16 protein-coding genes and 1 tRNA gene are annotated in these 18,985 nt (G+C 70.2%); 11 read left to right on the forward strand and 6 right to left on the reverse strand.

Annotated elements, in window-relative coordinates; genetic code table 11:
• Nucleotides 1-10 precede the first annotated feature (10 nt).
• Together ACIRO3_RS22415 and ACIRO3_RS22420 are read right to left on the reverse strand one after the other, a co-directional pair.
• On the reverse strand, nt 11-151 hold the full coding sequence (locus ACIRO3_RS22415) for an SPW_0924 family protein (protein WP_404139379.1): 141 nt from the start codon (nt 149-151) through the stop codon (nt 11-13).
• Nucleotides 152-229: 78 nt separating this feature from the next.
• On the reverse strand, nt 230-1,546 hold the full coding sequence (locus ACIRO3_RS22420) for a lytic murein transglycosylase (RefSeq protein ID WP_404139382.1): 1,317 nt from the start codon (nt 1,544-1,546) through the stop codon (nt 230-232).
• Nucleotides 1,547-1,763: 217 nt separating this feature from the next.
• Here ACIRO3_RS22420 and ACIRO3_RS22425 point away from each other — a divergent pair, with 217 nt between their 5' ends.
• Nucleotides 1,764-2,615 (forward strand): DUF4184 family protein, encoded by an 852-nt coding sequence (locus tag ACIRO3_RS22425; RefSeq protein ID WP_404139385.1) that lies wholly within the window; start codon nt 1,764-1,766, stop codon nt 2,613-2,615.
• Nucleotides 2,616-2,648: 33 nt separating this feature from the next.
• Here ACIRO3_RS22425 and polA read toward each other — a convergent pair whose 3' ends face one another.
• The gene (gene polA, locus ACIRO3_RS22430) at nt 2,649-5,369 is read right to left on the reverse strand and encodes a DNA polymerase I (protein WP_404139388.1); all 2,721 of its coding nucleotides are present in this window, start codon (nt 5,367-5,369) and stop codon (nt 2,649-2,651) included.
• A gap of 169 nt (nt 5,370-5,538) precedes the next feature.
• Here polA and ACIRO3_RS22435 point away from each other — a divergent pair, with 169 nt between their 5' ends.
• From ACIRO3_RS22435 to ACIRO3_RS22470, 8 genes are all read left to right on the forward strand, one after another.
• Nucleotides 5,539-7,809, forward strand: a complete 2,271-nt coding sequence (locus tag ACIRO3_RS22435; RefSeq protein WP_404139391.1) for an FdhF/YdeP family oxidoreductase — start codon at nt 5,539-5,541, stop codon at nt 7,807-7,809.
• 58 nt (nt 7,810-7,867) lie between these two features.
• Nucleotides 7,868-8,326 (forward strand): hotdog fold thioesterase, encoded by a 459-nt coding sequence (locus ACIRO3_RS22440; RefSeq protein ID WP_365999361.1) that lies wholly within the window; start codon nt 7,868-7,870, stop codon nt 8,324-8,326.
• 106 nt (nt 8,327-8,432) lie between these two features.
• A complete protein-coding gene (locus ACIRO3_RS22445; protein ID WP_404139394.1) occupies nt 8,433-9,077 on the forward strand; it encodes a Tat pathway signal sequence domain protein in 645 nt (214 codons plus the stop codon).
• Between the two features lie 300 nt (nt 9,078-9,377).
• Nucleotides 9,378-10,610, forward strand: coding sequence for a branched-chain amino acid ABC transporter substrate-binding protein (locus ACIRO3_RS22450; RefSeq protein ID WP_361773685.1), 1,233 nt, complete (start codon nt 9,378-9,380; stop codon nt 10,608-10,610).
• A gap of 116 nt (nt 10,611-10,726) precedes the next feature.
• Nucleotides 10,727-11,656, forward strand: coding sequence for a branched-chain amino acid ABC transporter permease (locus ACIRO3_RS22455; protein WP_053684891.1), 930 nt, complete (start codon nt 10,727-10,729; stop codon nt 11,654-11,656).
• 5 nt (nt 11,657-11,661) lie between these two features.
• Nucleotides 11,662-13,482, forward strand: coding sequence for a branched-chain amino acid ABC transporter permease (locus tag ACIRO3_RS22460; protein WP_404139398.1), 1,821 nt, complete (start codon nt 11,662-11,664; stop codon nt 13,480-13,482).
• Between the two features lie 3 nt (nt 13,483-13,485).
• A complete protein-coding gene (locus ACIRO3_RS22465; RefSeq protein WP_361773692.1) occupies nt 13,486-14,370 on the forward strand; it encodes an ABC transporter ATP-binding protein in 885 nt (294 codons plus the stop codon).
• Entirely contained in the window at nt 14,367-15,083 is a 717-nt protein-coding gene (locus tag ACIRO3_RS22470) for an ABC transporter ATP-binding protein (RefSeq protein WP_053684897.1), read from the forward strand. The genes ACIRO3_RS22465 and ACIRO3_RS22470 overlap by 4 nt, the downstream gene beginning before the upstream one ends.
• 67 nt (nt 15,084-15,150) lie before the next feature.
• On the opposite strand, the gene ACIRO3_RS22475 is transcribed toward ACIRO3_RS22470, so the two are convergent.
• A complete protein-coding gene (locus ACIRO3_RS22475) occupies nt 15,151-15,804 on the reverse strand; it encodes an ANTAR domain-containing response regulator (protein WP_404139402.1) in 654 nt (217 codons plus the stop codon).
• Between the two features lie 99 nt (nt 15,805-15,903).
• Between ACIRO3_RS22475 and ACIRO3_RS22480 the strand changes: the two genes are divergently transcribed.
• A tRNA-Leu gene (locus ACIRO3_RS22480) sits at nt 15,904-15,978 on the forward strand.
• A 109-nt stretch (nt 15,979-16,087) separates the two neighbouring features.
• A complete protein-coding gene (locus ACIRO3_RS22485) occupies nt 16,088-16,849 on the forward strand; it encodes a transcriptional regulator (protein ID WP_404139404.1) in 762 nt (253 codons plus the stop codon).
• Between the two features lie 34 nt (nt 16,850-16,883).
• Here ACIRO3_RS22485 and ACIRO3_RS22490 read toward each other — a convergent pair whose 3' ends face one another.
• The gene (locus ACIRO3_RS22490) at nt 16,884-17,342 is read right to left on the reverse strand and encodes a MarR family transcriptional regulator (protein WP_404139406.1); all 459 of its coding nucleotides are present in this window, start codon (nt 17,340-17,342) and stop codon (nt 16,884-16,886) included.
• A gap of 135 nt (nt 17,343-17,477) precedes the next feature.
• Nucleotides 17,478-18,905 (reverse strand): pyruvate kinase, encoded by a 1,428-nt coding sequence (pyk, locus tag ACIRO3_RS22495; RefSeq protein WP_361773702.1) that lies wholly within the window; start codon nt 18,903-18,905, stop codon nt 17,478-17,480.
• Nucleotides 18,906-18,985 lie beyond the last annotated feature (80 nt).

The raw sequence follows: 18,985 nt of genomic DNA on the forward strand, positions 1-18,985 counted from the left end.
CGGGCCTCCTCTACTTTCCGGGCGCGGGGGGCGCGGTGGTGAGCAGGGGCTTGGGCGAGGTCGTGCCGTCCGGCACCCCGAACGCCGTGATGGCGAAGACGAGGGCCAGCGCGGCGACCAGCCCGATGGCGGCGGCGACGAGAGCGCGCATGCCGGTGCCTCCGGTATCTGATGGGGCGTCAGGGAGGGGGCACCGTAGCAACGCGGGGGCGAGATGAGAACCGTTCGGCTACGGGGTTTCCGTGGCGGGCGGGGTGGCCGTCGGGCTCGGCTTCGCCGAGGCCGAGGGGGACGCGGTGGGCCCGGCGCTCGGGGACGCGGTGGGCTCGGCGCTCGCCGTCGGGCTGGGCTTCGGGGTGGGGGTCGGGGTCGGCTTCGGGGTCGGTGTGGGGGTCGGCGTCGGTGTAGGGGTCGGCGTCGGTGTGGGTGTGGGTGTGGGGGTCGGCTTGGGCGTCGGCGTCGGGTCCGGGGTCGGCTTGGGCGTCGGGTCCGGTGTCGGCTTGGGCGTCGGCGTCGGCGTCGGCTTGGGCTTGGGCGTCGGCTTGGGCGTCGGCGTCGGCGTCGGCTTGGGCGTCGGCGTCGGCTTGGGGTCCGGTTTCGGGGCGGGCGTCGTGGCCGGGGTCGGGCGGGGGTTGGTCACCGCCGGCGCCGCCGCGCCGGGGCCGGAGCCGTCCGGGACCTCGTGCGCGCCCTTCAGGTAGTACGTGAACCAGGACCGCACCGTCCGCAGGTACTCCCCGGACCGGTTGTAGGAGAGCACCGCCCGGTCCAGGTCCGCGCCCACCCGCAGGTCGCGGTCGCCCGCGCAGAGGTAGCGCCCGGCGGCGAGCGCCGCGTCGTGGACGTTGTTCGGGTTGCGCCGGCCGTCGCCGTCGGCGTCCTGGCCCCATGCAGCCCACGTGGACGGGATGAACTGCATGGGCCCGACGGCCCGGTCGTACCGCGCGTCGCCGTCGTGGGCGCCGCCGTCGGTGTCGGAGATGTTCGCGAAGCCGTTCCCGTCGAGCACGGGTCCCAGGATCGGTCGCAGTGTGGTGCCGGCGGCGTCCACCCGGCCGCCGCGGGCCTGACCCGACTCGACCTTGCCGATGGCCGCGAGGAGTTGCCAGCGCAGCCCGCATCCGGGGTCGGTCCGGCCCACCTCGGCCTCGGCCCGCCGGTACGCGGCCAGCACGCTCGCCGGTATCCCCTGCGCGCCCTCGGCGTCGCCGATCGCGACGGGTTCGGTGCGCGGGACCTCGGAGGCGGTGGGCGCCGGCTGCGGGGACGCGGTCGGGTCGTCCTGCGCGGGCAGGAGGAGCGCGGGCGGCTGCGGGCTGATCAGGGGCGGCAGTTCGGTGTAGTAGCTGGAGTCGCCTCCGGCGTCGTTCGGCGTGGCGGTCCCCCCGGGGCCGGTCGCGCTCGCGCCGGCCGCGCTGACCCGGTCCTCGCTCCCGACGGCCGGACCCTGCGAGGCGCTCATGGCGGCGATCACCAGCGCGGAGATCACGGCGGCGGCGCCCCTGCGCGGTCCGTGTCCCCACCGGGCCGTTATTCGAGACGGCATGAGCCGACCCCCCTCCCCCTCGACGTGCGCGTGACCCTACGTCAACCGGCTGCACAAGGCAGCCATCCGTGGGCCGAATTCACCACTTCCCCACGTCCCTGCGCAGGTCACGCATACTGTGCGGACCGTTCCGCGCGCATTGACCGAAGTAAAGAACCGAAGCGGGGACGTCTCCCGGGCGGGTCCGGGGGGTCTCCCGAGGACCAGGAGAGGCGCCATGCCGTTCACCCTCAGCCACGCGGCCGCCGTCCTTCCGGCGGTCCGCCGGAGCGGTCGGGCTCGCGGCCCGCTCGTCGCCTGCGCCCTGGTCCTCGGCTCGTTCGCGCCGGACGTCTTCTACTTCCTGGACGCGATCGTCGGCGGCGTCATGCGGTACGGGGACTTCACCCACTCGATCCCCGGGGTGTTGACCGCCGACGCCGTCCTCACCGCCGCCTTGGCGGCCTGTTGGCTGTTGCTGCGCGAACCGCTGGTCGCGCTGCTGCCGCGGGCCCGGCGGGGCCGCGTGTACACCTTCGTGCGGGGCGAGTCCTGGCGGGATCGTCGACGGCCCTCGCTCGCGCTGTGGTTCTACCTGTCGGCGGTTCTCGGGTCCCTGACCCATGTGGTGTGGGACAGCTTCACGCACCTGGACCGGTGGGGCACGAACGCGCTGCCGTCGCTGGGCGAGCCCCTCGCGTTCGGGCTGCCGCTCTACTCGTACCTCCAGTACGGCACTTCGGCGTTCGCCGCGTGCGCGCTGCTGTGGTTCACGGTGACGGCGCTGCGCCGGCTGCCGCTCTCCCCCGTTCCCGCGTCGGTGCCGGTGCTCGGCCGGGCGGAGGTCTGGGGTGCGATCGCGCTGGTCGTGGGGTGCGTGGCCGTCGGGGTGACGATGCGGGTGATCCGCTTCTTCACGTTCTTCGACCGGATCCGTACGCCCCTCGACATCATCCCGACCGTCTGCTTCGGCGCGGGCGGCGGTCTCATCGTGGCGCTGCCGCTGTACGGGGCCCTGGTGCGGCTGCGCCGGCGGGGCGATCGGAGTGCCGACGACGAGGACGCGCGGACGCCCGCCCCCGTGGCGTGACGGGAGCGGGCGTCGCGGCGGCCGTACGAGGGGTCAGTGCGCGGCGGACTCCCAGTCGGGTCCGACGCCCACGGACACGTCGAGCGGGGCACGGAGTTCGACGGCGGCGCCCATCTCGCGGCGCACCAGCTCCTCGACCTTCTTCCGCTCGCCGGGGGCGATCTCCAGGACGATTTCGTCGTGGACCTGGAGCAGCATCCGCGACGTCAGCCCGGCCTCGGTGATCGCCTTGTCCACGCGCAGCATCGCGACCTTCACGATGTCGGCGGCGGTGCCCTGGATGGGGGCGTTCAGCGCCATCCGCTCGGCTGCCTCGCGGCGCAGCCGGTTGTCGCTGTTGAGGTCGGGCAGGTAGCGGCGGCGGCCGAGCACCGTCTCGGTGTAGCCGGTGGCGCGGGCTTCCTCGACGACGCGCTGGAGGTAGTCGCGCACCCCGCCGAAGCGCTCGAAGAAGGTCTCCATGAGGCCGCGGGCCTCGCCGGGCTCGATGTTGAGCTGCTGGGACAGCCCGAACGCGGAGAGTCCGTAGGCGAGTCCGTACGACATGGCCTTGATCTTGCGGCGCATCTCGGCGTCGACTTCGGAGCGCTCCACGCCGAACACCTGGGAGGCGACGGTGGTGTGCAGGTCCTCGCCGGTCGCGAACGCCTCGATGAGGCCCTCGTCCTCGGACAGGTGGGCCATGACGCGCAGTTCGATCTGGCTGTAGTCGGCCGTCATCAGCGACTCGTAGCCCTCGCCGACGACGAAGCCGCGGCGGATGGCGCGGCCCTCGTCGGTGCGCACCGGAACGTTCTGCAGGTTCGGGTCGGTGGAGGACAGCCGGCCGGTCGCGGCGACGGTCTGGCTGAAGCTGGTGTGCACGCGGCCGTCGGCGGCGATGGACTTGACCAGGCCTTCGACGGTGACGCGGAGCTTGGCCTGCTCCCGGTGACGCAGCATGATCACGGGGAGTTCGTGGTCGGTCTGGCCGGCGAGCCAGGCCAGCGCGTCCGCGTCGGTGGTGTAGCCGGTCTTGGTCTTCTTCGTCTTGGGCAGGTCCAGTTCGCCGAAGAACACCTCCTGGAGCTGCTTGGGCGAGCCGAGGTTGAACTCGTGGCCGACGGCGGCGTGCGCCTCCTTCACGGCCTGCTGCACGGCGCCCGCGAACTGCTGCTCCATGCCCTCCAGGTGGTCCCGGTCGGCGGCGATGCCGGCCCGCTCCAGGCGTGCCAGCAGCTCGGAGGTGGGCAGCTCCATGTCGTGGAGCAGTTCTACGGCGCCCACCTCGGCCAGCTTCGCGGTGAACGCGTCGCCCAGGTCGAGGACGGCGCGGGCCTGCGCCATCAGCGCCTCGGCCTCGGCGGTGTCGTCGGCGCCGAAGGCCAGCTGCCCGTCGGCGGCGGCGGGTGCCAGCTCGCGGTGCAGGTACTCCATGGACAGCACGTCCAGTGCGAAGGACCGGCGGCCCGGCTTGACCAGGTACGCGGCGAGCGCGGTGTCCATGGTGACGCCGGCGAGCGTCCAGCCGTGCTCGGGGAAGACCCGCATCAGGCCCTTGGCGTTGTGCACGACCTTGGGCTTGGCGGCGTCCGCGGCCCAGGCGGCGAAGGCCCGCTCGTCGCTCTCGTCGAGCGAGGACGGCTCGAACCAGGCGGCGGCGCCGCCCGCCGAGGCCAGCCCGACCTCGGCGACGTCGCCCTGGCCGAGCGCCCAGGCGTCGACGGTGGAGACGCCGAGGGGTCCGCCCGCGTGGGCCTCCAGCCAGGGCGCCAGCTCGCCGGTGCCGAGGACGGACGCGTCCAGTTCCACGGCGGCGACGGGGGCCGGCGGCTCCTCCTCGGCCGCGCCCGGGTCGACGGCGAGCAGTCGCTCGCGCAGGGAGGCGTTGCGGATCTCCAGCACGTCCAGCACGCCGGTGACGGCGGCCCGGTCGTAGGCGGTGCGGCCCAGGTCGGCGGGGGTCCGGGGCAGCTCGACGTCCTTGACCATCTCGGTCAGGACCCGGTTGAGCTTGACGGCGTCGAGGTGGTCGCGGAAATTCTGCCCGGCCTTGCCCTTGACCTCGTCGGCGCGTTCCACGAGCTCCGCGAACGAGCCGAACTGGGTGATCCACTTGGCGGCGGTCTTCTCGCCGACGCCGGGGATGCCCGGGAGGTTGTCGGAGGGGTCTCCGCGCAGCGCCGCGAAGTCGGGGTACTGCTGCGGGGTGAGGCCGTACTTCTCCTCGACCTTCTCCGGGGTGAAGCGGGTCAGCTCGGAGACGCCCTTGGTGGGGTAGAGGACGGTGGTGTGCTCGGAGACGAGCTGGAAGGAGTCACGGTCCCCGGTGACGATCAGCACGTCGAAGCCGAGGGCTTCCGCCTGCGTCGCCAGGGTCGCGATCACGTCGTCGGCCTCGAAGCCGTCGACGGCGAAGCGCGGCACCTTCATCGCGTCGAGGAGCTCGCCGATCAGCTCGACCTGCCCCTTGAACTCGTCGGGGGTCTTGGACCGGTTCGCCTTGTACTCGGGGAACTCCGTCGAGCGCCACGTCTTGCGGGACACGTCGAACGCCACCGCGAAGTGCGTGGGCGCCTCGTCGCGCAGCGTGTTCGCCAGCATCGACGCGAAGCCGTAGATGGCGTTGGTCGGCTGGCCGGTCGCGGTGGTGAAGTTCTCCGCGGGCAGCGCGAAGAACGCCCGGTACGCCAGGGAGTGCCCGTCCATGAGCATCAGGCGGGGGCGGTCCGCTGCGGTCGTCTGGTCGGTCTTCTTCGATGCTGAATCTGCCACGCCCCCGATCCTAGGCGTCCGCTCCGACAATTCCGTCCGGGCCTTCGCCGCCCGCCCGCGCACCGGGCCGGCCGGGCACACCGTCGGCGGGCCGGCGCGGGCGTGACAGGATCGCGGGAGTACTCGGATGGACGCAGCGGCGCCGCTGCGATGCTCGAAGGGGAGCGACATGGCCACCAAGCCGCCCGCAGGTGATCCCGTACAGGACGCGCCCCGGATCGCGCCCCCGGGGCGCGCCGCCGCCGGGCTGCCGGCCATCGGGCACACGCTGCGGATCGCCCAGGAGCAGATGGGCGTGGCCCGTACCGCGCGCACCCTCCTCAAGGTCAACCAGAAGGACGGCTTCGACTGTCCGGGCTGTGCCTGGCCCGAGGGCGAGAAGCGGCACACCGCCGAGTTCTGCGAGAACGGCGCGAAGGCCGTCGCGGAGGAGGCCACGCTGCGCCGGGTCACCCCCGAGTTCTTCGCCGCGCACCCGCTCGCCGAGCTGGAGCAGCGCTCCGGGTACTGGCTGGGGCAGCAGGGCCGGATCACCGAGCCGATGCTGCTGCCCGAGGGCGGCGACCGGTACGAGGCGGTGACCTGGGAGCGGGCGTTCGCGATCATCGCGGAGGAGCTGACGGCGCTCGACTCCCCCGACGAGGCCCTCTTCTACACCTCGGGCCGCACCAGCAACGAGGCGGCGTTCCTCTTCCAGCTCTTCGCCCGCGAGTTCGGCACCAACAACCTGCCGGACTGCTCCAACATGTGCCACGAGTCCTCGGGCTCGGCGCTGAACGAGACCATCGGCATCGGCAAGGGCAGCGTCTCCCTGGAGGACCTCCACCAGGCCGAGTTGATCATCGTCGCGGGCCAGAACCCGGGCACCAACCACCCGCGCATGCTCTCCGCCCTGGAGAAGGCCAAGTCCGCCGGCGCGAAGATCATCTCGGTGAATCCGCTGCCCGAGGCCGGCATGGAACGGTTCAAGAACCCGCAGACCCCTCTCGGCATGCTCCGCGGCACCGCCCTCAACGACCTGTTCCTCCAGATCCGCATCGGCGGCGACCAGGCCCTCTTCCGGCTCCTCAACAAGCTCGTCATCGAGACCGCGGGCGCCACCGACGAAGAGTTCATCCGCGAGCACACCCACGGGTACGAGGAGCTCGCCGCGGCGGCCGCGAAGACCGACTGGGAGGAGACCCTCACCGCCACCGGCCTCACCCGCCCGGAGATCGAGGCCGCCCTGGCCATGATCCTGGCCTCGAAGCGCACGATCGTCTGCTGGGCCATGGGCCTCACCCAGCACAAGCACTCCGTCGCCACCATCCGCGAGGTCGTCAACCTCCTCCTGCTCCGCGGCGACATCGGCCGTCCCGGCGCAGGCGTCTGCCCCGTCCGCGGCCACTCCAACGTCCAGGGCGACCGCACCATGGGGATCTTCGAACGGCCCGCGCCGGCCTTCCTCGACGCCCTCGACCGGGAGTTCGGCATCACCTCGCCCCGCCGGCACGGCTTCGACGTGGTCCGCTCCATCGAGGCGCTGCGCGACGGCGAGGCCAGGGTCCTCTTCGCGATGGGCGGCAACTTCGTCGGCGCCACCCCCGACACCGCCGTCACCGAGGCCGCGATCCGCCGCGCCCGCCTGACCGTCCACGTCTCCACCAAACTCAACCGCTCCCACGCGGTCACCGGCCGACGGGCCCTGATCCTGCCCACCCTCGGCCGCACGGACAAGGACGTACAGGCCTCCGGCAAGCAGTTCGTCACGGTCGAGGACTCCATGGGCATGGTTCACGCCTCCCGGGGCAACCTCACCCCCGCCTCCCCGCACCTGCTCTCCGAACCCGCGATCGTGGCCCGCCTGGCCCGCGCCGTCCTCGGCGCCGCCTCGGCCACCCCGTGGGAGGAGTTCGAACGGGACTACGCGACCGTCCGCGACCGGATCTCCCGGGTCGTGCCCGGCTTCGAGGACTTCAACGCGCGCGCCGCGCGCCCGGAGGGGTTCCGGCTGCCGCACGCCCCGCGTGACGAGCGTCGCTTCCCCACCAAGACCGGGAAGGCGAACTTCACGGCCGCGCCCGTGGAGTACCCGCGCGTTCCCGAGGGCCGACTGCTGCTCCAGACCCTGCGCTCGCACGACCAGTACAACACCACCATCTACGGCCTCGACGACCGCTACCGGGGCATCACCGGCGGCCGTCGCGTCGTCATGGTCAACCCGCTCGACGCGGCCGAGCTGGGCCTGGTCGACGGCGCGTACACCGACATCGTCGGCGAGTGGAAGGACGGCGTGGAGCGGCGGGCCCCCGGCTTCCGGATCGTCCACTACCCGACGGCCCGCGGCTGCGCCGCCGCCTACTACCCGGAGACCAACGTGCTGGTCCCCCTCGACTCCACGGCGGACACCAGCAACACCCCCGCGAGCAAGTCCGTCGTCGTGCGCTTCGAACCGGCCTGATAGAACGACCTCAGGACAAGCTGGTTAACGAACGTTGACACACGAACGGAGCCGACCCATGGGCGAGCAGCACACCGTGAAGTTCCCGCAGGAGGTCCTCGACGAGTACACGGCCATGGGCATCGACCTGCCCGCGCTGTTCTCGGCGGGCCACCTCGGCGAACGCATGGACATCCGCATCCTGGAGGCCTCGGCCGACAAGGTCGTCGCCACCATGCCCGTCGAGGGCAACACCCAGCCCTACGGACTCCTGCACGGCGGCGCCTCCGCCGTCCTCGCCGAGACCCTCGGCTCCATCGGCGCGATGATGCACGGCGGCATCAACAAGATCGCCGTCGGCGTCGACCTGAACTGCACCCACCACCGCGGTGTCCGCTCCGGCCTGGTCACGGGCGTCGCCACGCCCGTCCACCGGGGCCGTTCCACCACCACGTTCGAGATCGTCATCACCGACGACCAGGACAAGCGCGTCTGCACCGCCCGCCTGACCTGCCTCCTGCGCGACACGGACTCGTAACACCGTTTCCGGCACCGGCCGTTGTGCGCTTCCCGGCGCCGGTCTAGCGTTCCCACATGGGATCCGGACCGGCGCCGCCGCGCGTCACGGCCGCCCGGGCGACGACATGAGCGGGGGCATCGGCCCGGTCGAGCCCGGCGAGGGCACCGCGGGCCACGAGAGCCACGACGACGCCGGCACCGGCCGCGCCGGGCCCGCCGCCGCCCGGTGGGCCCGCGCCCGCTACGCGCGCCACCGGCGGGCCGTCCTGGTCCTGGGCGGGCTGACCTGCGCGGCCGTGGTGACCGCGGGCGCCCTGCGGGTGTACGCGGACCGCCCGCACCCCGCCGCGTACGTCCCTCCGGCGCCGTCCCAGGTCATCTCCCTGACCTACCTCGAACCGGTGGAACCTCCCCCTCCGGACGGGGCCTTCGCGTTCACTGTGCGTGTGCGGAACGCCTCCGCGGGCCCCGTCGCGGTGGAGGGGATCGATCAACCTTCCCGGGCACTGAGCGTGATGATCCGGCCACCGCTGCCCGTCACGGTGGGTGCGGGGGAAGCGCGCGAGCTCGTCGTCCGCATTCTGGCGACCGACTGCGTGCATGTGGCACGGAATTCCGGACTCCCTTTCCTGGAAGTGACCCTCAGTAATGGATTTCGGAAAGAGCGGCACAGTTACATCCCGGGTGACCGATATGCCAGGGATCTCTCCGTCGCCCTGACCAGGGCCTGTCCCGAAGATCGAGACGCGGCCGACGCCCCGCCGTCATGAGCAAAACCCCCCAGACACCTGGAAAGTCAGTACTTAAACCGGCCAACGGTCCTGCCGCATCTCACCATGCGGACAAGACGAACCGGCCGGAATTCCCCCGTTCCACCCACAGAGATCCGCTATGTATTACGCCGTGGCATAACAAGAGAGTCACATCATTGGCCTCAGCCCTCCATAACGTCCGAAGTCCCGCTTAGAGTCACGGCCAGTCACCGCGACCACCGGATTCCTTTCAGTTCGGTTCCCCGCGTTCGACACGGTGCGTCCCACGGGGGACGCAGTGCCAGGAAAGGACTGATCGTGCGTCAGCGTTCTCTCATTGCCGTGACCGCCGCGCTCGCCGCGGGCGCCCTCACCCTCACCGCCTGTGGCTCCCGCGACGACAAGGGTGGTGACACCGCCGGCGGCGCCACCGCCACGGTCGTCATCGGCGTCGACGCCCCGCTCACCGGTGACCTCTCGGCCCTCGGCCTCGGCATCCGCAACTCCGTCGACCTCGCGGTGCGCCAGGCCAACGAGAAGAAGACCGTCCCCGGCGTCACCTTCAAGATCGAGGCGCTGGACGACCAGGCGCAGGCCTCCTCCGGCCAGCAGAACGCCACCAAGCTCACCGCCAACAAGGACGTCGTCGGCGTCGTCGGCCCGCTGAACTCCTCGGTCTCCGAGTCGATGCAGAAGGTCTTCGACGACGCCAAGCTCGTCCAGATCTCCCCCGCCAACACGAGCCCCTCCCTCTCGCAGGGACCCAAGTGGGCCACCGGCGAGAAGACCCGCACCTACAAGAGCTACTTCCGCACCGCCACCACGGACGCCATCCAGGGCCCGTTCGCGGCGCAGTACCTCTTCAACAAGGCGGGCAAGAAGAAGGTCTTCATCATCGATGACAAGAAGACCTACGGCGCCGGCCTCGCCGGAACCTTCAAGGGCGAGTTCACCAAGCTCGGCGGCGCCGTCGCCGGCGAGGGCCACATCGACCCCGAGTCCAAGGACTTCTCGGCCGTCGTGACCCAGGTCAAGAGCTCCGGCGCCGACGTCGTCTACTACGGCGGCGAGTACCCGGCGGCCGGCCCGCTCAGCAAGCAGATCAAGGCCTCCGGCGCCAACATCCCGCTCGTCGGCGGTGACGGCATCTACGACAAGAAGTACGTCGAGCTCGCCGGCGCCGGCGCCGTGGGCGACTTCGCCACCTCGGTCGGCGCGCCCGTCGAGAGCCTGCCCTCCGCCAAGGAATTCATCGCCAACTACACCAAGGCCGGCTTCAAGGAGCCCTTCGCCGCCTACGGCGGTTACTCCTACGACTCCGCCTGGGCGATCATCGAAGGCGTCAAGGCCGCCGTCGCCGCCAACGACGGCAAGCTCCCCACCGACGCCCGCGCCAAGGTCCTCGAAGCCGTCCAGAAGGTCTCCTTCGACGGCGTGACCGGCAAGGTCTCCTTCGACGAGTTCGGTGACGCGACCAACAAGCAGCTCACCGTCTACAAGGTCGAGGGCACCGACTGGAAGTCCGTCGAGTCCGGCACCTTCGGGGGCTGATCCCACCCGCCGGCCTCTGATCACCAGCCTGCCGGCACACCATCTCTGCCGCGCGGGGCGCGCACCATAGCGCCCCGCGCGGTGTCACATCCGTCGAAAGACTCGGAGGACCTGCGGTGCACGAACTGCCGCAACAGCTGGTCAACGGCCTGCTACTGGGATCCATGTACGGGCTCGTCGCCATCGGCTACACGATGGTCTATGGCATTGTCCAGCTCATCAACTTCGCCCACGGCGAGATCTTCATGACCGGTGGGTTCGGAGCCCTCACGGTCTGGCTGATGCTCCCCACCGGCACCACCATGTGGGTCGCCCTGCCCCTCATGCTCATAGGCGCGGTCTTCGTGGCCACCACCATCGCCGTCGCAGCGGAACGCTTCGCGTACCGACCCCTGCGCAGCGCACCCCGCCTCGCCCCCCTCATCACCGCCATCGGCCTCTCCATCGCCCTCCAGCAGGCGGTATGGGCCTGGTTCCCCGGCGCCACGAGCTCCCTGGTCTTCCCCGAGATCCCCGGCGGCCCCTTCCACCTCGGCAGCATCACCATCCAGACCGGTGACGTCTTCCTCATGATCGCCGCCCCCGTCTCCATGGCCTTCCTCGGCTTCTTCGTCAAGAAGACCCGTACCGGCCGCGGCATGCAGGCGACCGCCCAGGACCCCGACACCGCCAAGCTCATGGGCATCAACACGGACCGCATCATCACCACCGCGTTCGCCCTCGGAGCCGTCTTCGCCGCCGTCGGAGCCGTCGCCTACGGCCTCAAGTACGGCGAAGTCCAGTTCAAGATGGGCTTCCTGCTCGGCCTCAAGGCCTTCACCGCGGCCGTCCTCGGCGGCATCGGCAACATCTACGGCGCCATGGTCGGCGGTCTCGTCCTCGGTCTCGCCGAAACCCTGACCACCGCCTACGTCGCCGACATCCCCGGCTTCGAACAGCTCGGCGGCCAGTCCTGGGGCAACACCTGGGCGTTCGTACTTCTCATCCTCGTGCTCCTCTTCCGGCCGCAAGGCCTGCTGGGCCAGCGCGTGGCGGACAGGGTGTGACAACCATGACGACCATCACCGCGGAAACCGCGACGACGACCACCGCACCGCAGAACAAGGGCTTCATCCCCCTCCCCGAGAAGACGGGCCGCGCCCTCGCCACCGCCGGCGGCGCCCTCACCGTCGTCTCCGCCTTCCTCGCCTGGACCTGGACCGCCGCCTTCCCCGGAGACCTCACCGTCTACGGCTACCCCGGCGGCATGCAGTGGCTCGTCCTCATCGGCGGCGCCCTCACCACGCTCTTCGCCCTCGCCTCCTACGGAGTCAAGGGCCTGGGCTGGATCGCCCCCGCAGGCACCGACGCGGCCATCAAACTCGCCGCGCTCGCCGCCTTCGTCACCACCTGGTACACCGCCATCGCCATCGTGGTCGAGCTCGGCGCACTCGTCGACCTCGAACCCGGCGCCGGCGTCGCCGCCCTCGCCAGCCTCGCCGCCGTCATCGGCGCCTTCGCGCTCCCCTTCGAGCGCCCCGTACTCGAAGGCCCCGACCCGGACGACAGCGACCGGGACAAGTTCAAGCACAACGCCGGAAACCACTGGACGACCTTCAAGGCCGCCTTCGTCTCCGGCCCCGTCAAGCCGGCCCGCGTGCTCCCCGCCTGGGTCGAGATCCTCCTCATCGCCGCCGTCCTCGGCCTCGCCCTCTTCGTGTTCACGTACGGCATCACCACCCCGTACCAGGAACTCTTCGTCGGCTTCCTGATCACAGCCGGATTCGGCGCCGCCGCGATCAACAAGGCGGGCCTCATGGCCCGACTGAGCACCCTCACCGCCCGGCACCGCAACGTCGCCCTCGTCGGCGCCTTCGCCGCCGCGGCCGCCTTCCCCCTCACCCAGACCGACGACCAGTACGCGAACCTCGGCGTCAACATCCTGATCTTCGCCACCGTCGCACTCGGCCTGAACATCGTGGTCGGCCTCACCGGCCTCCTCGACCTGGGATACGTCGCCTTCCTCGGCGTCGGCGCCTACACCGCCGCCCTGGTCTCCGGCTCCCCCAACTCCCCCTTCGGAGTCCACTTCCCCTTCTGGGCCGCACTCCTCGCCGGCGCCGTCGCATCGATGATCTTCGGTGTCCTCATCGGCGCCCCCACGCTGCGCCTGCGCGGCGACTACCTCGCCATCGTCACCCTCGGCTTCGGTGAGATCTTCCGCATCTCCATGAACAACCTCGACGGCGTCTCCGGCCCCGACATCACCAACGGGCCCAACGGCATCGCCAACATCCCGAACATCAACCTCTTCGGGTTCGACTTCGGCGCGGCACACACCATCGCCGGATTCACCATCGGCAGGTTCGCGAACTACTTCCTGCTGATGCTGCTCATCACCCTGATCGTGGTCCTGGTCTTCCGCCGCAGCGCCGAATCCCGCATCGGCCGCGCCTGGGTCGCCATCCGCGAGGACGAGACCGCCGCCGAAGCCATGGGCATCAACGGCTTCCGCGTCAAGCTCATCGCCTTCGCCCTCGGCGCCACCCTCGCCGGCCTCGCCGGCGCCGTCCAGGCCCACGTCCAGTACACGGTCACCCCCGACCAGTACACCTTCGCCAACGCCGTACCCCCGAACTCCGCGTTCCTGCTCGCCGCGGTAGTCCTCGGCGGCATGGGCACCATCTCCGGACCCCTCGTCGGCGGATCACTGCTCTTCCTGATCCCCAACAAGCTCCAGTTCCTGGGCGAGTACCAGCTCCTCGTCTTCGGCGTCGCACTCATCGTCCTGATGCGCCTGCGCCCCGAGGGCCTCATCCCCAACAAGCGCAACCAGCTCGAACTCCACGACTCGCTCGAAGCGCCCACAGTCCTCGGTAAGGCAGGGGTCTGACCCATGACGACCACCACCACCGACACCCCCGCCGTCACCACGGCGGAGACCGTCCTCGACGCACGCGGCGTCACGATGCGCTTCGGCGGCCTCACCGCCGTCAAGAACGTCGACCTGACCGTCCGCAGCGGCGAGATCGTCGGACTCATCGGCCCCAACGGCGCCGGCAAGACCACCTTCTTCAACTGCCTCACCGGCCTCTACATCCCCACCGAGGGCGAAGTCCGGTACAAGGGAACGGTCCTGCCCCCCAAGTCGTTCAAGGTCACCGCGGCCGGTGTCGCCCGCACCTTCCAGAACATCCGTCTCTTCAACAACATGACGGTCCTGGAGAACGTCCTCGTCGGACGCCACACCCGCACCAAGGTCGGCCTCTGGTCCGCCCTGCTGCGCCTGCCCAGCTTCGGCCGGGAGGAACAGGCCAGCCGCGACAAGGCCATGGAGCTCCTGACGTTCATCGGCCTGGAGCACAAGGCCGACCACCTGGCGCGCAACCTGCCCTACGGCGAGCAGCGCAAGCTGGAGATCGCCCGCGCGCTCGCCAGCGACCCCGGCCTCATCCTCCTGGACGAGCCCACCGCCGGCATGAACCCGCAGGAGACCCGGACCACCGAGGAACTCATCTTCGCGATCCGGGACATGGGCATCGCCGTCCTCGTCATCGAGCACGACATGCGCTTCATCTTCAACCTCTGCGACCGCGTCGCCTGCCTCGTCCAGGGCGAGAAGCTCATCGAGGGCACCGCCACCGAGGTCCAGAGCGACGAGCGCGTCATCGCCGCCTACCTCGGCGAACCCTTCGAAGGCGCCCCCGGCGCCGAGGAAGTCGCGGAGGTCGAGGCCGCCGAGGCGCACAGCACCACCAGCACGGACGGAGAAGACCGGTGACCGCACTCCTGGAGGTCGAGGACCTCCGCGTCGCCTACGGCAAGATCGAAGCCGTCAAGGGCATCTCGTTCAGCGTCGACGCCGGCCAGATCGTCACCCTCATCGGCACCAACGGCGCCGGCAAGACGACCACCCTGCGCACCCTGTCGGGCCTGATCAAACCGCGCGGCGGCCAGATCAAGTTCCAGGGCAAGTCCCTCAAGAAGATCCCCGCGCACGACATCGTCGCGCTCGGGCTCGCCCACTCCCCCGAGGGGCGGCACATCTTCCCGCGCATGACCATCGAGGACAACCTCCTCCTCGGCGCCTTCCTCCGCAAGGACAAGGAAGGCATCCAGCAGGACGTCCAGCGCGCCTACGACCTCTTCCCCATCCTGGGCGAACGTCGCAAGCAGGCCGCCGGCACCCTGTCGGGCGGCGAGCAGCAGATGCTCGCCATGGGCCGCGCGCTCATGTCCCGCCCGAAGCTGCTCATGCTCGACGAGCCCTCCATGGGCCTCTCCCCGATCATGATGCAGAAGATCATGGCCACCATCGCCGAGCTCAAGTCACAGGGCACCACCATCCTGCTCGTCGAGCAGAACGCCCAGGCGGCGCTCTCCCTCGCCGACAAGGGCCACGTGATGGAGATCGGCAAGGTCGTCCTCTCCGGACCCGGCCGTGAACTGCTCGTCAACGAGGACGTCCGCAAGGCGTACCTCGGCGAGGACTGATCCCCGCACCACACGCGTGAGGCCCGCCACCGGATCCCGGTGGCGGGCCTCACGCGTACCCGGGCCGTCAGCCCTTCGCGGCGTTCTTCTTCTCCTCGGCGTCCTCGATGACCGCCTCGGCGACCTGCTGCATCGACATGCGGCGGTCCATGGAGGTCTTCTGGATCCACCGGAACGCGGCCGGCTCCGTCAGCCCGTACTGGGTCTGCAGGATGCTCTTCGCCCGGTCCACCAGCTTGCGGGTCTCCAGCCGCAGCGAGAGGTCCGCGACCTCCTTCTCCAGCGCCCGCAGCTCCGCGAAGCGCGACACGGCCATCTCGATGGCCGGCACGACGTCGCTCTTGCTGAACGGCTTCACCAGGTACGCCATGGCCCCCGCGTCACGGGCCCGCTCGACCAGGTCGCGCTGCGAGAACGCGGTCAGCATCAGGACCGGGGCGATGGACTCCTCGGCGATCTTCTCGGCCGCGGAGATCCCGTCGAGGACGGGCATCTTCACATCGAGGATCACCAGGTCGGGGCGGTGCTGGCGGGCCAGCTCCACGGCGGTCTGGCCGTCGCCGGCCTCGCCGACGACGGAGTACCCCTCCTCTTCGAGCATCTCCTTGAGGTCGAGACGGATGAGCGCCTCGTCCTCGGCGATGACGACGCGCGTCGTCAGCGGCGGAACGTGCGACTGGTCGGCGTCGGGCGTGGGCGTCGACTCGTGCTCGGCGGTCACGGAGGGCTCCTCTATACGGGGCATAACAAGCTCCCCTGAGCCTACCCACCTGCGGTAAGGTGGTCTCGCACAGGGCTCCTCGGAGCCTTTGTTTCGTAGGCCCCAGTACTCCAACTGGTCAGAGAGGCCGCTCTCAAACAGCGGACAGTGTGGGTTCGAATCCCACCTGGGGCACTTTGCTTGCATTCCATGGTCACGCGATCTTCGCGTGACCATCACTCTTTCCGGCGAAGCCGGCTGTGATCGCACCGCCCGGCCCGTGAAACGCAGCAGAGTCGGGCGCATGTACGACATCGCGACGCGCGTGCGCGTCCTGGGCCTGTTGACCGGCGACCGCAGCGTGAACTCCGTCAGCAGGGAGACCGGGGTCTCCCGGTCCGCTATCCGCGCCTGGCAGTCCCGGCTGGAACCCCTTCCCCGACTCCTGCACCACGCCACGCCCTGCCGGGGGCCGGCCGAGCAGGCCGCGTACGCGTACCTGCTCGGCCTCTACCTCGGCGACGGATGCATCAGCCCGCACCCCCGTGGCGGGCAGTACCTCCGCATAGCGTGTGCGGACGCGTGGCCGGGTCTCATCGAGTGCTGCCGGGCCGCGATCCTGGCGGTTCGGCCGGGCGACAAGGTCTCCGTGCAACAGAGGCGGGGCTGCGTGGCCGTGACCGCGTACGGCCACCACTGGACCTGCCTGTTCCCGCAGCACGGGCCCGGGAAGAAGCACGAGCGGCGGATCGTCCTCGAAGACTGGCAACAGGAGATCGTGGACGCGTGTCCCTGGGAGTTCCTGCGGGGACTGATCCACTCCGACGGGTGCCGGATCACCAACTGGACCACCCGGATCGTGGGCGGGGTGTCGAAGCGGTACGAGTACCCGCGGTACTTCTTCACCAACACCTCGGACGACATCCGGCGCCTCTGTACCGACACGCTGACCAGGGTCGGGGTCCGGTGGACGGTCCTGGCCCGGGGCAGTGTTCCGTTCAACGTGTCCGTCGCCAGGAGGGACTGCGTCGCGCTGATGGACGCGCACATCGGGCCGAAGCATTGACGCGCGCATCGGGCCGGAGCGTCGGGGAGCGCCCCTAGGACGGCAGGTCCCCGTCCCCGCCCAGGTTGGCGACCATGCGGCGCAGGACGTCGATCGTGGCCGCGTAGGCGGCGGTGTCGATGCCCTCGCGCATCCGGGTGTGGACGGCCGCGTTGCGGTCGTGGGCGCGCAGGCGCCCCGCTTCGCCTTCGACGGTGAGGGTCAGGGCGCCGTGGGTCTCGACGAGCCAGCCGCGGGCGGTGAGGTCGTCGTACACCGCTTCGAAGTCGGTGCCCGGGTCGGCGTAGCGGGTCAGTCTGTCGGTGAGGGCGGGGCGTTGCCAGGTGGCGGGGGCGCCGGCGGCGTGGTTGAGGATCCACCAGTGGGGTTGGGTGAGGTCCTCTTCGGCGAGGGCGGCGCGGAGGCTGCCGATGACGTGCTTGGCGGCTTCGCCGCTCCAGTGGCCGATGGCCTGGGCGGCGAGTTGGTCCTGGGTGTACTGCTTGGTCGTCATGTTCCGGAGCGTAGGAACTCAAGTGGACTTGAGGTCAAGGGGACCGCGTCGGGCGGGCCCGACGCGGTGCGGTGCGTGCGTGGTGCGTGCGTGTGTGTGGTGCGGTGCGTGCGGGGTGGCGCGGGCGCGGGTGGGTCAGCGGACGGGGTCGCCGATGTGGTGGACGCGGACGAGGTTGGTGGAGCCGGTGACGCCGGGGGGCGAGCCGGCGGTGATCACGACGATGTCGCCGGGGACGCAGCGGCCGATGCGCAGGAGTTCCTCCTCGACCTGGGCGACCATGGCGTCCGTGGAGTCGACGTGGGGGCCGAGGAAGGTCTCGACGCCCCAGGTGAGGTTGAGTTGGGACCGGGTGGCGGAGTCAGGGGTGAAGGCGAGGAGCGGGATGGGTGAGCGGTAGCGGGAGAGTCGGCGGACGGTGTCCCCGCTCTGGGTGAAGGCGACGAGGAACTTGGCGCCGAGGAAGTCGCCCATTTCGGCGGCGGCGCGGGCCACGGCTCCGCCCTGGGTGCGGGGCTTGTTGCGGTCGGTGAGGGGCGGGAGGCCCTTTTCGAGGATGTCCTCTTCGGCGGCTTCGACGATGCGGGCCATGGTGGCGACGGTTTCGATGGGGTACTTGCCCACGCTGGTCTCGCCGGAGAGCATGACGGCGTCGGTGCCGTCGATGACGGCGTTGGCGACGTCGGAGGCCTCGGCGCGGGTGGGGCGGGAGTTCTCGATCATCGAGTCGAGCATCTGGGTGGCGACGATGACGGGTTTGGCGTTGCGCTTGGCCAGCTTGACGGCGCGCTTTTGGACGATGGGGACTTGTTCGAGGGGCATTTCGACGCCGAGGTCGCCGCGGGCGACCATGATGCCGTCGAAGGCGGCGACGATGTCGTCGATGTTCTCGACGGCCTGCGGCTTCTCGATCTTGGCGATGACGGGGAGGCGCCGGCCTTCCTCGTCCATGATGCGGTGGACGTCGTCGATGTCGCGGCCGCTGCGGACGAAGGAGAGGGCGATGACGTCGGCGCCGGTGCGCAGGGCCCAGCGGAGGTCTTCGATGTCCTTCTCGGAGAGGGCGGGGACGGAGACGGCGACGCCGGGGAGGTTGAGTCCCTTGTGGTCGGAGACCATGCCGCCTTCGATGACGAGGGTGCGGACGCGGGGTCCGTCGACGTCGATGACCTGGAGGGTGACGCGGCCGTCGTCGACGAGGATGCGTTCGCCGATGGAGACGTCGGCCGCGAGGCCCTTGTAGGTGGTGCCGCAGGTGTGTCGGTCGCCCTCGTGGTCTTCGACGGTGATGGTGAACTCGTCGCCGCGTTCAAGGAGTACGGGGCCTTCGAGGAATCGGCCGAGGCGGATCTTCGGGCCTTGAAGGTCGGCGAGGATGCCGACGCTGCGGCCGGTCTCGTCGGACGCCTTGCGCACGCGGTGGTAACGCTCCTCGTGTTCGGCGTAGGTGCCGTGGCTGAGGTTGAGGCGGGCGATGTCCATTCCGACTTCGACCAGGGCTTTGATCTGGTCGTATGAGTCGGTGGCGGGGCCCAGGGTACATACGATTTTTGCTCGACGCATGAGTCGAGCGTATGCCCCTACCAGGGAGTAGGAAATTGGTTCCGGGTGTCCGGTCAACAACCTTTGGGCGAAAGCTTGTT

Origin of the sequence: Streptomyces sp. NPDC102278, from assembly GCF_044766345.1 — a bacterium.
GTDB lineage: Bacteria > Actinomycetota > Actinomycetes > Streptomycetales > Streptomycetaceae > Streptomyces.

What these genes read in the sequence shown, in the direction of transcription:
- ACIRO3_RS22415 (WP_404139379.1), bottom strand. Translation starts at nt 151, where the DNA reads ATGCGCGCTCTCGTCGCCGCCGCCATCGGGCTGGTCGCCGCGCTGGCC.
- ACIRO3_RS22420 (WP_404139382.1), bottom strand. Translation starts at nt 1,546, where the DNA reads ATGCCGTCTCGAATAACGGCCCGGTGGGGACACGGACCGCGCAGGGGC.
- ACIRO3_RS22425 (WP_404139385.1), top strand. Translation starts at nt 1,764, where the DNA reads ATGCCGTTCACCCTCAGCCACGCGGCCGCCGTCCTTCCGGCGGTCCGC.
- ACIRO3_RS22435 (WP_404139391.1), top strand. Translation starts at nt 5,539, where the DNA reads ATGGCCACCAAGCCGCCCGCAGGTGATCCCGTACAGGACGCGCCCCGG.
- ACIRO3_RS22440 (WP_365999361.1), top strand. Translation starts at nt 7,868, where the DNA reads ATGGGCGAGCAGCACACCGTGAAGTTCCCGCAGGAGGTCCTCGACGAG.
- ACIRO3_RS22445 (WP_404139394.1), top strand. Translation starts at nt 8,433, where the DNA reads ATGAGCGGGGGCATCGGCCCGGTCGAGCCCGGCGAGGGCACCGCGGGC.
- ACIRO3_RS22460 (WP_404139398.1), top strand. Translation starts at nt 11,662, where the DNA reads ATGACGACCATCACCGCGGAAACCGCGACGACGACCACCGCACCGCAG.
- ACIRO3_RS22465 (WP_361773692.1), top strand. Translation starts at nt 13,486, where the DNA reads ATGACGACCACCACCACCGACACCCCCGCCGTCACCACGGCGGAGACC.
- ACIRO3_RS22485 (WP_404139404.1), top strand. Translation starts at nt 16,088, where the DNA reads ATGTACGACATCGCGACGCGCGTGCGCGTCCTGGGCCTGTTGACCGGC.
- ACIRO3_RS22490 (WP_404139406.1), bottom strand. Translation starts at nt 17,342, where the DNA reads ATGACGACCAAGCAGTACACCCAGGACCAACTCGCCGCCCAGGCCATC.
- pyk (WP_361773702.1), bottom strand. Translation starts at nt 18,905, where the DNA reads ATGCGTCGAGCAAAAATCGTATGTACCCTGGGCCCCGCCACCGACTCA.